We start from the raw sequence: 14151 nt of genomic DNA, 5'->3' as shown, positions 1-14151 counted from the left end.
GTACCCCCTTTTTCAAGTTTCTGGTTCAATATAGGGCTGAAGCGCATAAAATTCTCCGATATAAATCAACGCAACAGCTATTATATACTTTCGGTTCCTTTCAATGGTTTTCCGACTGCATGAAACAAATTGCAATAATTCCTTTATAGGCAGTTGCTTTTTCTCTTGTAAATGCTGTGATAGCCATTCATCTTCCACGAGTATTCTTGCAACATGTTTGGCATGATCACGAGCATCAATATGCTTTGGACAATGTTTGCTCAAAATGTTAAACGTGATACCAAATTCATTTAACAATTGCTTATAGCCTTCAATTTGTTCTGTTCGCTCTTGGATTTGCCGCTGATCTTCATAATAATCAATCGCTGCTTGCTGTTCAATATAGCTTTCTTCCTGTTGGGCTTCATCGTCTATATCGGCTTGCTCTAAATAGACGGCTTTAGCCTGTCTTGATTCCTTTCGAATATAATCAATGACACGGCGGCGAATCACCATATCAGCAAAAGTTAAAAATTTACTCCCTTGGCTTTTTTCGTATTGGTTAATCGCTTCATTAAAAGCGAACATACCAATACTATATTCATCCATCGTATGGTCAATAAATCTATTACAAACTTTTGAAACGACTTTTTTTATAAAGGGTTGATAAGCATGAATCATGGAATTTCTTAAGTATTCATCACCATGTTGGACCGTTTTAACTTGATCTTCCAAACTATGGTGGTCTGAAGCTGCCTTTGTTATCGATGTATTCATATTTGTTGCTTCCACTGGTTTCCACCTCGCAACTAGACTAACATTCTTCTCTTTAATTCCTCTTGTTCCTTTATACCATCTATAAGCGATTAATAAATATACAATTTGTTAACAAAGGCAGCTGATCTTTTAATAATTGTAATGCTCATCCCATGTAATGTTATCTTTTACCGTTTTCACAGGATTCACCGATATATTGTTCGTAAAGTTGGTAAAGTTTTGTCACAGATTCAATGGCATATACTTTTTTGATGAATTGATGATTTCTGACAAAAACTAAGCAAGGCACACTTTCAATTTTCCATTCATTAACAAGTGCTTCCCATTCTGACGCCCGGCAGACATAGGTCGTCACCTTCCTTGATAAGGCTTGCTCGGTCAATCCAATCATTTTTTTTGCTAACTGACACGTTTGACAGAAAGGTGTTTCAAACAATAATGGTAGCGTTTGTTCTTCGGTACACTTTAATGAGTCAGACGTCATTTCTTCGAGAGGCATAAGTGTCACAACTTTCAAGCTATGATTATGAAATAAAAGCCTGCAGTCTTTACATCTGCAGGCTTGTCACGAGCCTATTCCTCGTCTGTCATTTTTTTATATTCTTCAGCGGAAAGTAAATCATCGAGTTCTGAACGATCACTTGGTTCAACAAGAATCATCCATGCCTTATCATAAGGGGATTCATTCACAAATTCAGGGGAATCTTCAAGTTCTTCATTAACTTCGATCACTTTACCGGTTACTGGAGCGTATAATTCGGAAACCGTTTTAACGGATTCGACACTGCCGAAAGGCTCGTCCGCTCCAATTTCATCGCCTTCTTCAGGCAATTCTACAAAAACAATATCCCCAAGTTCATCTTGGGCAAATGCCGTGATACCAATCCTAACATGGTCGCCTTCTTGCTTGACCCATTCATGTTCTTCGGAATAGAGCAGTTCTTCAGGTGTTTCCATAATAAACCTCCTATGCTTATCAGTTCCTATCTATTTCAACAGTCATATCATATTATAGAATCCGATCAACCGCAAATGTTCTGGTCAAATCCACGTCTGTTGGAAGGTATCTTCCTGAAATCCAACAGTGACATGTTCGCCATCGGTGATGATCGGGCGTTTGATTAACATACCGTCAGAAGCTAACCAGTCCAACAATTCATCTTCGGTTGATGTTTTCATTTGATCCTTCAATCCTAATTCTCTGTACCTGCGGCCGCTTGTATTAAAAAACTTCCGCAAAGGCAAACCGCTGACTTGAAAAAAATGCCTCAGTTCTTCCTTTGTTGGCGGTGAATCGACAATATGTATTTCTTCATAATCTATTTGATGGCTATCAAGCCATTGTTTGGCTTTGCGGCAGGTACCGCAAGGGGGATAACTGTATACCGATAATGTCATCACATTCACCTCGTTTATAAACTTAATTGAAATCGCTTCGTATGTTCTGGATACGATTGATCTGATTAACAACATCAGCATCAGAGCCGATCAAGATTAGCATGAGGGCTAGGTGTTCGGTTGAAATTTCAACACTGCCAAGATCTAGTTCCTTAACACGCATATGACCACTATCAAGTTTCTCCAGTTCCAGAATACCACCTTGATTTCCCGAAACTAAACGGGCGACATAATGATTATTATTCTTTTCTTTTAAGGTGACTGTGTAATCACCCATCTCAATCTCCCGGATAATATCGCTCATTTCAGATTCCTCCATTTTTTATTTATTATATCATGTTCTTTATATTATAGGCATCCATCTAACGATTTCAAGAAACTCTAATGACATTCCTTCTCCCATTTACATTTTAGTTCGAAACTTCTGAGATTTCCTGCTGTCAAAAAAAAGACGCCTGCCATTTGGCAGCCGTCATAATTAAGGAATGTGTATATATAGTAAGGGGGTGCAGTTATTTAAATATTCATTACACCACGTAACTTTCTTCGCTGATGACTTTCTCAGAAATTTGCCGTTTTTTCGCTATAACATTCTCAGGTGTGAATCGTGTTAATTTCCGCAAAGCTGACAGCATCATACGAAGCCCATCACCAGTTTCAAGCATTAATAATGATTCTTTTGCGTAAGCTTCAATGTCTTGGAATGCTTCTTGACAGAAGACTTCTGTCATTAGCATCTTTTGTTCATAGGCGCTTCCATGGTCTATCGCTTTTTGCGTCCGGACAATGGCAGCCTCCATAGTATAAATATTGTTAACAATATCCGCGACATTCACAAGTAATTCTTGCTCGTTTTCCAGAGATTTTCCATACTTTTGAACACCCATACCGGCAACCATGAGGAAGATCTTCTTAGCCTGATCCAAAAGGTAGTATTCTTTCTCAAGCTGCTGATCACCGGGTTCCTCAGGTTTCAGCATCATTAACTCTTCCTGAAGTGTTTGAGCTTTTTCCATTAAAGGTAGTTCACCCTTCATAGCTTTACGCAATAATGTCTGCGGGACAAGAAACCGATTAATTTCATTCGTTCCCTCAAAGATACGGTTAATCCTTGAGTCCCGATACATTCTTTCAACTTCATATTCCGCCATGAATCCATAACCACCATGAAGCTGGACCGCTTCATCGACAACATAATCCAGTGCTTCGGACGAGAAAACTTTATTAAGTGAACACTCCAACGCATATTCCGCAATAGCAGCCGCCATACCTTTCCCGTCTTTAAGTTGTTCATTGTCTAATCCATCCAGCCGGTCTGAGAACATGCCGACCGTTCGATATACTGATGTTTCCGTGGCAAAGGTTTTAATCGCCATGTCAGCTAACTTCCGTTTGGTTAACGAGAACTGGGAAATCGGTGTATTAAACTGTTTTCTCTCATTGACATACTTTACAGATACTTCAAGACCACGCTTAAGTGCACCTACGAGTCCGACAGCTAGCTTGTAGCGTCCAATATTAAGGATATTAAAGGCAATTTTATGGCCTTTTCCCGCTTCTCCTAGGAGATTTTCCACCGGGACAGCCACATCTTCTAATATTAACGTCCTTGTTGACGAGGCTTGAATACCCATTTTCTTTTCTTCAGGGCCTGTTGATAGGCCAGGAAGGTCCCTATCAACAATGAAAGCTGAAAAATGTTCACCGTCTATCTTGGCATAAACAACAAACACATCCGCAAACGCCGAGTTAGTAATCCATTGTTTTTCCCCGTTAAGGATATAGTGGGTTCCTTCCTCATTTAAAACAGCTGTTGTTTTCGCTCCTAAAGCATCTGATCCTGATCCTGGTTCGGTGAGGGCATAAGCAGCAAATTTCTCTCCTGTCGCTAAATCAGGCAGATATTTCTTCTTCTGCTCTTCAGTGCCGAACAGCACAATCGGCAGTGAACCAATCCCGACATGGGCACCATAGCTTAGCGAAAATGCATTAGCTAATGAAAACTTTTCAGTAATTAGGGCCGAACTAATTTTATCTAGACCTAATCCTCCGTATGGCTCAGGGATGTCTGCACCAAGCAGTCCCAGTTCCCCTGCCTTCTTTAAAAGATCCTGGGTCAAGTCAAAATCTTTTTGTTCAAGTTTTTCTTTATGGGGAAGCACTTCTTTCTTAATAAAATCTTCGGTGGTTTTTGCCATCAATTTTTGTTCATCTGTCATATCCTCAGGTGTATATAACTGTTCTGGCGTGATACCATCAATTAAAAAAGCTCCGCCTTTTTGTACATTTTCCGTTTTCTGACTCATAATCTATTCCCCCTATTAATCAATTAATTCAAAAACCCCTGCGGCGCCCATACCGCCACCAATACACATAGTGACAAGGCCAAACTGCTCACCGCGACGTTTCATCTCGTGCAAGCATGTGAGTGTCAACTTGGTCCCCGTACATCCAAGGGGATGACCTAAGGCAATGGCCCCTCCGTTAATATTAACGATCTCCTCATTCAACCCGAGTTCACGAATCACTTGTAAGGATTGTGAGGCAAAGGCTTCATTTAATTCAATCACACCAATGTCGGCTAAGCTGATGCCTGCTTGTTCCAAGGCCTTTGGAACGGCTTGCACTGGTCCGATACCCATAATTTCAGGCGGGACTCCCGCAACTGCAAATGACCGGAATTTTGCTATGGACTGTAATCCCTCACTTTTTGCCTTCTCGCGATCCATGACTAGAACAGAAGCTGCTCCATCGCTTGTTTGTGAAGCGTTACCAGCTGTAACGCTCCCGTTTCTTTGAAAGGCAGGATTTAATTTCCCCAGAACCTCAAGTGACGTATTGGGTCGCACGCCTTCATCCTGCGACACCATGATTGATTCTTCTTGCACACGATTATCACCCGCAAGGCTCCGTTGGATCACTTCAATAGGCATCACTTCATCATCAAATTTGCCTTCACTCATAGCTTGAGCGGCCCGGTTGTGACTACGTAAGGCAAAAGCATCCTGATCTTCACGGGTAACACCATATTTTTGTGCAACTTGTTCAGCAGTATGGCCCATATTCATGTAATATTCTGGTGCTGATTCAACGAGCGCTGCATTCGGCTTGATCACATGACCGCCCATTGGTACCATGCTCATCGATTCAGCTCCGCCGGCAATGATCGCTTCAGCATTTCCAAGCATAATCCGTTCGGCAGCATTAGCAATGGTTTGCAAACCTGAGGAACAATACCGGTTCACCGTCACACCTGGGGTTTCCTGAGATAGTCCCGCCAGCCCTGCAATCAAACGTCCCATGTTTTGACCTTGTTCAGCTTCAGGCATGGAACACCCAATAATGACATCGTCAATATGACCTTCGAAACCTGAGCGGCGCAAAGTTTCCTTAACTGTCTCCGCCCCTAAATCATCAGGTCGCTTGTTGGCAAAGTGACCCTTATGAGCCTTACCAACCGGTGTTCTTGCACCAGCAACAATTACCGCTTCATTCATTTAATTCACCTCTTTCTTAGTTTCGCAACGGTTTGCCTTTCATCAGCATGTGCTGCATTCTTTGTTGTGACTTCGGTTCCCCGACAAGGCTTAAAAAGGCCTCTCGTTCCAAATCAAGCAAGTAAGATTCATCGACTTTTGTGCCTTCAGGCAAACGGCCGCCGGCGAGCACATGAGCCAATTTTTTAGCTATTATTAAATCATGATCACTGGCATATCCGGAATATTGCATGGTCTTAGCCCCCATCACCATTGCGGCATAACCAGCTTCCCCAGAGACAGGAATTTTCTTTTGATCCGGGGCACGATAGCCCGCTTTCTCCATTTCTATGACACGCTGTTTAGCATCATAAATGAGATGATCACCATTGGTACTCATTCGGTCATCGTCTCTTAGAAAGCCATTCTCCCTGGCTTCTTCTGCCGATGTGGCAACATTGGCTGTTGCAATCTGTTCAAACACTTGATTCGTTATTTTTGTTAAATCAACGTCAATACCTTGAGGGATTTGATTAAGTAAACGTAAATAAAGCTCTTTATTTCCACCGCCACCAGGAATCAAGCCAACACCGGTTTCAACCAAGCCCATATAGGTTTCCATGTCTGCCTGGATCGCACTGGATGACAAACTGACTTCAGCACCGCCCCCAAGGGTCATTTGAAATGGTGCAGCAACCACTGGTTTTTGCGCATATTTCAACCGGAGCATAGCCTGCTGAAACTTGCGGACGACCATATCAATTTCCGTGTAATTATCATCTTGAGCTTCCATCAAAATTAAGCCTAAATTAGCACCAACACAGAAATTCTTACTTTGATTACCAATGACCAGACCTTTGAAATTTTGTTCAACTTCATCAACCGACTGCTGAATCATTTGCAATATATCTAAACCGATCGCATTGTTTTGTGAATGAAATTCAAGTAAAGCAACATCATCCCCCAAATCAATTAAACTAGCGCCGGTATTTTTCTTAATGACACGTCCCTCATGTTTTAAGGTCGGAAGATGTATGTGCTTTTTGGTCACTTTAATAGGAACATAGTCTCCATTATGATAATAATAGCGCTTACCATCAGTTTCTTTATAAAACTGCTGATAGCCCTTGCTCAGCATGTCTTCAATCCATGCCGGAACTTGTACTCCTTCAGCTTTCATCCGCTCGACAGAGGTTTCTAGACCGATCGCATCCCATGTCTCAAACGGTCCAAACTCCCAACCGAATCCCCATTTCATCGCCAGATCAACAGCGTGAATATGATCAGCGATATTGTAGACGTGTTCGGCTGAGTAAAGTAAGGTTTGTTTTAAGATTGGCCAAACAATGTCACCGGCACGATCTTCCGCATATGCAAGCGCTTTAATTTTTTCACTAGTAGATTTCAATTGTTTGGCCTGTTCGACTGACGGTGAATGGACTTTATCCCGCGGTTCATAATCCATCGTGTTTGGATTCAACTGCAAAATCTCTTTGCTTTTCGTTTTTAAGTAAAATCCTTGACCCGCTTTACTGCCAACCCATCCTCTTTCTAACATTGATTGAACAAAAGATGGGATCTCGAACACCTGCTTTTCCTGCGGATCGTTAACATTGTTACGGACGTTGTCGGCAACATGAACAAATGTATCTAATCCGACAACATCTAAAGTTCGGAATGTCGCGCTTTTTGCCCGACCAAGGATGGATCCTGTAACCGAATCAACCTCGCCGACACTATAACCTTTATCCAGCAATTCGCGGACGGTTACCTGCAAACCATACGTCCCAATCCGGTTAGCAATGAAGTTTGGAGTATCCTTGGCCATCACGACCCCTTTACCGAGGACGTCTTCTCCGAATGTGACCATTTGCTGAATCACGTCTGTCTTCGTATGTTTTGTGGGAATCACTTCAAGTAACTTCATGTATCTTGGCGGATTGAAGAAGTGGGTACCCAGAAAATGGGCCTTAAAATCATCAGAACACGCCTCTGACATATCATGAATGGAGATCCCGGATGTATTCGAACTGATGATCGATCCTTCTTTTCTGTAACGGTCAACATCTGCTAAAACTTGTTTTTTAATAGTAAGGTCTTCAACAACGACTTCAATTATCCAATCAACATCGCTTAATCGCTCCATGTCATCCGTCATGTTGCCGACTTCGATACGCCTCAGATTTTGATTTGACGTCAATGGTGCCGGCTTTTGCTTCTTAATTTTATTAAGAGATGCTGAACCTAGACGATTGCGCACAACCTGATCATCCAGTGTTAAACCTTTGGACGCTTCTTTCGACGTCAGTTCTTTAGGAACGATATCCAGTAATATAACGGGGATGCCAACGTTAGCCAAGTGTGCAGCAATGGAAGCCCCCATGACACCAGAACCTAATACAGCAGCTTTTCTGATTTCCCTCACTTTAGAACCTCCTTTTTATTCATTTTGAATGAATACTCATTCATTTTATGCTTAAAAAAATATCTTAACTACACTATAATCCAAGTTTAAAAATTTCGCAATATTAATTGTTTAGAAAAAAACGAGAAACCTTTGTCCCCCGTTTTTATTTCTTCAGAACACCCTTTAGCACAAATGAAACATTGGCAGGCCTTTCCGCTAATCGACGCATAAAATAACCGTACCAGTCGGAACCATAAGGAACGTAGACTCTCATTTTATAACCTTCTTGAACAATCTCTTTTTGCCGTTCCGTTCGTATCCCGTATAACATTTGAAATTCAAATTGGTTATTAGGAATATTATATTGTTGAACGAGCTCCTTTGTATAGTCAATGATCGCATCATCGTGTGTAGCGATGGCCGTATAGTGCCCATTTAATAAATGCTTTTTAATCAGTGCTTTATAATTTTCATCAACATCCTCTTTGTTAGGATAAGCTACGGAATCAGGTTCCTTGTAGGCCCCTTTAACAAGTCGAAGGTTCGGTGCCAATGGGTCTAAATAATCTAAGTCCTCATCAGACCGGTAGAGATAAGCCTGTATAACAGTTCCAATATTATCAAATTCCTTTTTTAACTCTGTAAATAAATCAATGGAGTGACCGCAACGAGCGGAATCTTCCATATCAATCGTAATAAAAACACCCATGTCATTCGCAATGGTTAAAATACGCCTCATATTATTTAAAACAAGCTCATCACTAATATCCATTCCCATAGATGTTAGCTTCAATGACAACTGCGAATCAAGATCATACTCGGCAATGGCTTTAACAGCCTCAATACAACTGTTAGCCATTTCTTTTGCTTCAGCCTCACTGTCTACAAATTCACCAAGGTGATCAATGGTCACTTTGAAACCCAGATGATTCAAATTTTGAATCACTTGAACAGCACCATCTAACTCAGCACCTGCAACAAACCGGGCCGCACCAAAACGGAGACCATATTTTTTTGCCATTTTTGTAACCGCTTTATTTTTTGCCAAAAATAAAAAGAAATTGCGCATCATTTGTTCCATGGCCTTTCCCCACCTTGCGTTAGTATCATGACATCACGTTTTTGAAACCGCATACATTTTAATACAAGAAAACTGCCCTCTTATTATACATAATAACATTATTTTCATTTATATGATACATAAAAGTTTACGTGACATTTTGGCCATCACTGTATAAGGCTCATACGTTTGTACATATTAAAAATTGAAGCATTTTAAATAAGGAGGTCAACCCAATGCAACAACAACCACAGTCGCAGCCACAAGGTCAAACTTTCATGCAACAACCCCCATTTGTGATGAGTACAAAAGATCACCTGTATATGAAAGACATGATGACATGGAATTTAAATGCCATCAAGAAAACAAATTTTTTCGCCCAACAATGCCAAGACCCTGAAATTAAAAATGCATTAATGCAATTAAGCCAAATGCATCAGAACCATTATCAAACCTTATTGAATAGTATCAATCAACATTTAGGGCAAACCAATCAGCCGCAGCAAGGGGGTATGCAGTGATGCCACAACAACAGTCGAATCAAATTAAAAATCCATCTACTCAAGTCCCTAAAACACCGCAAATGAACGACCGTGACTTTATGAATGATTGTTTATCAACGGAAAAATACATGACAAATGCTTACAGTACAGCTTTGCACGAAATGAGCCATGATGCCCTCTATCAGGACGTTTCTAATATCTACAATGAAACAGAAAATGCACAGCGTGAGCTTTACAATTTAATGTTCAAAAAAGGTTGGTATGGCGTCGAAGCTGAAGATGCACAAAAGCTTCAGAAAACATTCCAGCAGTTCACTCAATATCAAACCGAACAATTTCCTAATCCCAATGCTATTCAATAAACTAAACCGGCTGTTTTAAGTAGACAGCCGGTTTGAATCTTCAGGGAAATAATCTGCTTTATTCGGTTTTGATGCAGAAAAGGCGGCCAACACACCCAAAAATGGAAAAATCATCATAGCAATAATCGCACCATTAAAACTATTAAATTGCTCGAACGCAAAACCTAATGGCAGCGGTCCAACTGCCGAGCCGATCACCGTAAAGGTCTGAGCCATACCTCGAATACTTCCGAGATGCTTCCGCCCAAAGTAATCGGGCCAGATAAGGTTGACGGTGATGCGTTCAAAGCCATTCATAATACCCCACAACACGCCAAATAGAATAGCCGACAAAAAGCTGTGCATAAATAACAATAACACCAAAAACACCAATTGACCGATAAACGAAAGGCCAATCACCTTATTGACCGCAATTCTTTCCAATACAAAACCGGCGACCAATGTCACAGGGAAACCGATCGTCGCCATTAGACTTAAAACAAGTGACGCTGTCCCCGCGGATAAATCATGCATCTCAAAAATTCGAAACAGATGAAAAGTGATGGCTGTATTAATCATGGCGGGTAATGACACGCAAAATAGAATAAACCAAAAGGCTCGTGTTTTTCTTGCTTCCTGTAATGTCCAGTCTTCCTCATCATCACCAGCTGCCGAAATATTGTTTTGATCACCGCTGACAGGTCGTTGTTCAGCGTTATCCGGTAGTTTTCCTATATCCTCCGGCTTATTTTTGATCAAAAAAATCGCTAGCGGGATAAACACAATCCAAATAAAAACAGCCAGTATTTGCCAGGCATGTTCTGCGCTATAAGTGTTAATCAACCATGCATTAAGAGGCGGGAAAGTCGCTGAACTAACAAACGTCCCAATGGCCAAAAAGCTCATCGCCCGGCCCCGTTTTTTAATAAACCACTGTGGCACCAATGTATTTGGAACAAGCATCATCGATCCTTGCCCAAAATAACGTAACATAAAGAAAGCTATAAACAGCATCACTGGGTTTGCGACAAGACTACTCAAAATACAAGCAACGCCCAGTAACGCTGCGGCTACAATCGCTATCGTCCGTTGACCAAAGCGATCGACACTTCGACCCATTAAGAATAATAGACTTCCCGACAATAACGTTGCCGCTGAATAAATGCCCGAAACTAAGGTATCATTACCATTAAACTGCTCAACAAACGAACCCACAAACGCCGAAATCCCATATGTTTGTCCGGGCCCTGAAAAGAAAACCCCTAACGCACTGACCATAACAATAACCCAGCCATAAAAAAACTGACCGGATGCGCGCTTTACAGATGTCATACTCATAGGATTCCACCTCTCTCTTGTTGACTGAATGCTCCGTGCAATAACAACTCGAAAACTATAACACAAGCAAATTTAGAAGTAAATAATAGTGCTTACATCTTAAACTGGGGATGACTAACGGCGTCGTAATATAGATCCTTTTAGAAATTGGAAAGAGGAGTATTATTTCGGGTATCGAATGAATAATTGAAAGGACACATTCAATTGGAGGTATGAATTGTATGACATCATCTATACAGCCCGATGATCTCTACCAATTTCAGTGGACCGGGCAACCGCAGTTATCACCGGATGGCCGCTATGTGGTTTATGTCGTCACAGTTGCGGATAAGACAAACAATGGTTATGATTCATCCTTGTACTTACAAGACTTGCAAACACGAGAATATAATAAGCTAACAAACTTTTACAGAAGTGATGAGAACGTTAAGGAGTCGTCACCCATTTGGTCGAATGATGGAAAGTCAATTTATTTTCTTTCCAATCGAACCGGTAAAGCGCAAGTGTGGTGTATTTCTTCTAATTGGGGTGAGGCCCAGCAGGTTACTGATTATAAGCATGATATTAGTGAATTTAGCTTGTCACCTGATGGCAATCATATTGTTTGCGAAGTCGAATTGCCCGAGGATGCTAAGGATCATGAAGATGAAGACGAAAACGATACACAAAACGATGTAACGGTCATCCATCGTCTTCGATATTTAGCTAACGGAAAAGGATTCATAAGCGGCTATAGTCATTTATTCTTATACAATCAGGACACGAAAAAAACCGAGCGAATCACGTCCGGAAACTCAGATCACACGTCACCTATATTTTCCCATGATGGTCAGACGATTTATTATTTAAAATCCCGCAACGACCCTAAGAAAAACGGTTATTACGATGATCTTTACAAACTGGATATTGAAAATCATAAAGAGACGCTTATTTACCAAGCCAAAGGTGACCTGTTTGCGCCCACGCCATCACCGGATGGACGCTGGCTCGCCTTTTGTGGACACGAAGACGGTGAGGTGAGTCCGGAAAATAATCAAGTTTGGGTGATATCAACAGACGGTGACGGCAAGGCAATAAGCCTGACAAAACACTGGGATCATCCCGTCGGAAATTATGTTGGTGCTGATAGCTCGCTTGATGCAGGCAATTCGCCTATTCAATGGGATAATAACAGCCAAACCATTTATTTTATGGCAACCGTTGGCGGCAATTGCTGTATTAAGTCAGTCACAACAGATGGAGCAGTTGAAGACACAAGTATTAAAGGTGATTTTGTTGTGACTTCTTTTCACCACCGTCATCAACATATTGTTTATAATAAGGCAACCGCCACTGAACCATGCGAGTTGTGGATCAATGAGGATGCGGGCAGCCGCCCATTAGCTAAGCATAACGATTGGCTACAGCATAAGGTTGTGAATACTCCTGAACCCATCACGTTTAAGGGCGCAGATGAGTGGGATATTGAAGGTTGGGTGTTACTGCCAGATAGTGCCGTTAAAAAGGATCGTATTCCGGTGGTCTTAGAAATTCACGGTGGTCCGCACACCGCTTATGGGAACATGTTCCATCATGAATTTCAATACTTAGCTGCCAAAGGCTATGCGGTTGTCTATACCAACCCCCGTGGTAGTCAAGGGTATGGCCGTAAATTCACAGCAGCTTGCCAAGGAGACTGGGGACAAAATGACCGTTTAGATATTTTAGCGGGATTGGATGCAGCGCTGGAGACATTTCCACAGCTTGATCCAAATAACCTCTATGTCACGGGTGGTAGCTACGGTGGTTTTATGACCAATATGATTGTGACCCAAACCAACCGATTTACCGCCGCCGTGACTCAGAGGTGCCTCAGTAACCTGTACAGTTTTTACGGGACCAGTGACATTGGCTATTTCTTCAGTTACCGGCAATTAGGAAATGCCGACTTTTGGGACGATGAAGAAACTGTGCTGAAGTTTTCACCGATCCGTTATGCTAGAAATGTCGACACGCCGATGAATATCATTCATAGTGAAGAAGACTACCGTTGTCCAATGGAACAAGCTGAACAATGGTATGTCGCTTTAACCCGATTAGGCGTTGAGACACGGTTCGTTCGATTTCAAGGTGAGAATCACGAACTATCACGCGCCGGTAAACCTGAAAACCGCATCACAAGATTACAAGAAATCAGCGACTGGTTCGACCGGTATAATCAATAAAAAAAGGACAGCCCATTTGGAAGTGTTTCAAATGGGCAATTTCTGTTCGGATTGAGCGACTCTTACTTGAAGCTTATGCAACTTCCTTACTTCAATCGGAAATCCTCACTAGAGTCCTTTAAAATAGCTAACACCATCTCCCCTACATTCGGTGCACTTATTAAGTTTTTAAAAACGCCTCCAAAACCACAACATGATTATAAACCTCATCCTTAGCTGCATAGACCAATGTCACGGGGCCTTCTTGAGCTTTCGACTGAATAGTTCGGAGCCCTTCTTGTTTTTCGGAATCAGTTTCAAGTTCTTCCCAATACTTTTGCCTGAACAAAGGGAATTTAGCAGGATCATGGCCAAACCATTTTCTTAATTCGGAGCTTGGGGCAACCACCTTTAACCACAAATTAAGGTCAGCATCAGCTTTTTTAACACCCCGAGGCCAAATCCGATCAACAAGAATCCGACATCCATCGCTAGCCTCCGAATATTCATAAACGCGCTTTTTTCTAATCTTCATGAACAACAGATCCTTCCAAACGCACAGGACGTGCTAGCATCGGCGTTGCAACAGGACGTTGCAGTTTTAGCCGATGTACATCAATACAGCCCGTGCCTCTCTTCCATTTTAACAAAGTCTTGCTCGGAATCATTCCACGTTTGTTCCGAACACG

General features: G+C 41.7%; 14 protein-coding genes. 3 read left to right on the top strand and 11 right to left on the bottom strand.

The window, feature by feature from the left end; genetic code table 11:
• Window positions 1-12: 12 nt before the first annotated feature.
• From sigI to B9Y89_RS08630, 9 genes are all read right to left on the bottom strand, one after another.
• Window positions 13-771: an RNA polymerase sigma-I factor gene (gene sigI / locus B9Y89_RS08670; protein ID WP_254901223.1), complete on the bottom strand. Its 759-nt coding sequence runs from the start codon at window positions 769-771 to the stop codon at window positions 13-15.
• A 145-nt stretch (window positions 772-916) separates the two neighbouring features.
• Window positions 917-1255 (bottom strand): thioredoxin domain-containing protein, encoded by a 339-nt coding sequence (locus B9Y89_RS08665; protein WP_085522846.1) that lies wholly within the window; start codon window positions 1253-1255, stop codon window positions 917-919.
• A gap of 74 nt (window positions 1256-1329) precedes the next feature.
• Window positions 1330-1713 (bottom strand): glycine cleavage system protein GcvH, encoded by a 384-nt coding sequence (gene gcvH, locus B9Y89_RS08660; protein ID WP_085522845.1) that lies wholly within the window; start codon window positions 1711-1713, stop codon window positions 1330-1332.
• 84 nt (window positions 1714-1797) lie between these two features.
• Entirely contained in the window at window positions 1798-2154 is a 357-nt protein-coding gene (locus B9Y89_RS08655) for an arsenate reductase family protein (RefSeq protein ID WP_085522844.1), read from the bottom strand.
• 22 nt (window positions 2155-2176) lie between these two features.
• A complete protein-coding gene (locus B9Y89_RS08650; protein ID WP_085522843.1) occupies window positions 2177-2458 on the bottom strand; it encodes a hypothetical protein in 282 nt (93 codons plus the stop codon).
• Window positions 2459-2681: 223 nt separating this feature from the next.
• A complete protein-coding gene (locus B9Y89_RS08645) occupies window positions 2682-4460 on the bottom strand; it encodes an acyl-CoA dehydrogenase family protein (protein WP_085522842.1) in 1779 nt (592 codons plus the stop codon).
• A 15-nt stretch (window positions 4461-4475) separates the two neighbouring features.
• Window positions 4476-5651, bottom strand: coding sequence for an acetyl-CoA C-acetyltransferase (locus B9Y89_RS08640; protein WP_085522841.1), 1176 nt, complete (start codon window positions 5649-5651; stop codon window positions 4476-4478).
• Window positions 5652-5667: 16 nt separating this feature from the next.
• Entirely contained in the window at window positions 5668-8055 is a 2388-nt protein-coding gene (locus B9Y89_RS08635; RefSeq protein ID WP_254901222.1) for a 3-hydroxyacyl-CoA dehydrogenase/enoyl-CoA hydratase family protein, read from the bottom strand.
• Window positions 8056-8200: 145 nt separating this feature from the next.
• Window positions 8201-9118, bottom strand: coding sequence for a proline dehydrogenase family protein (locus B9Y89_RS08630; protein ID WP_085522840.1), 918 nt, complete (start codon window positions 9116-9118; stop codon window positions 8201-8203).
• 215 nt (window positions 9119-9333) lie between these two features.
• On the opposite strand from B9Y89_RS08630, the gene B9Y89_RS08625 reads away from it, so the two are divergent.
• Both B9Y89_RS08625 and B9Y89_RS08620 read left to right on the top strand, forming a co-directional pair.
• Window positions 9334-9618, top strand: coding sequence for a hypothetical protein (locus tag B9Y89_RS08625; protein ID WP_085522839.1), 285 nt, complete (start codon window positions 9334-9336; stop codon window positions 9616-9618).
• Window positions 9618-9962, top strand: coding sequence for a spore coat protein (locus B9Y89_RS08620; RefSeq protein WP_085522838.1), 345 nt, complete (start codon window positions 9618-9620; stop codon window positions 9960-9962). Before B9Y89_RS08625 ends, B9Y89_RS08620 begins: the two co-directional genes overlap by 1 nt.
• A gap of 15 nt (window positions 9963-9977) precedes the next feature.
• On the opposite strand, the gene B9Y89_RS08615 is transcribed toward B9Y89_RS08620, so the two are convergent.
• On the bottom strand, window positions 9978-11279 hold the full coding sequence (locus B9Y89_RS08615; protein WP_139822775.1) for an MFS transporter: 1302 nt from the start codon (window positions 11277-11279) through the stop codon (window positions 9978-9980).
• A gap of 221 nt (window positions 11280-11500) precedes the next feature.
• Here B9Y89_RS08615 and B9Y89_RS08610 point away from each other — a divergent pair, with 221 nt between their 5' ends.
• Window positions 11501-13483 (top strand): S9 family peptidase, encoded by a 1983-nt coding sequence (locus B9Y89_RS08610; RefSeq protein WP_176222162.1) that lies wholly within the window; start codon window positions 11501-11503, stop codon window positions 13481-13483.
• Between the two features lie 160 nt (window positions 13484-13643).
• Here the strand turns inward: B9Y89_RS08610 and B9Y89_RS08605 are convergent, their stop codons facing one another.
• Complete coding sequence (locus B9Y89_RS08605; protein ID WP_085522836.1) at window positions 13644-13997, bottom strand: DUF488 domain-containing protein; 354 nt, start codon at window positions 13995-13997, stop codon at window positions 13644-13646.
• Window positions 13998-14151: the final 154 nt, after the last annotated feature.

The sequence above is a fragment of the Tuberibacillus sp. Marseille-P3662 genome (assembly GCF_900178005.1).
In the GTDB taxonomy this organism is placed as follows: domain Bacteria; phylum Bacillota; class Bacilli; order Bacillales; family Sporolactobacillaceae; genus Marseille-P3662.
Note: the sequence above shows the minus strand (reverse complement) of the source record. Positions and strands in the feature narration are given on the sequence as shown.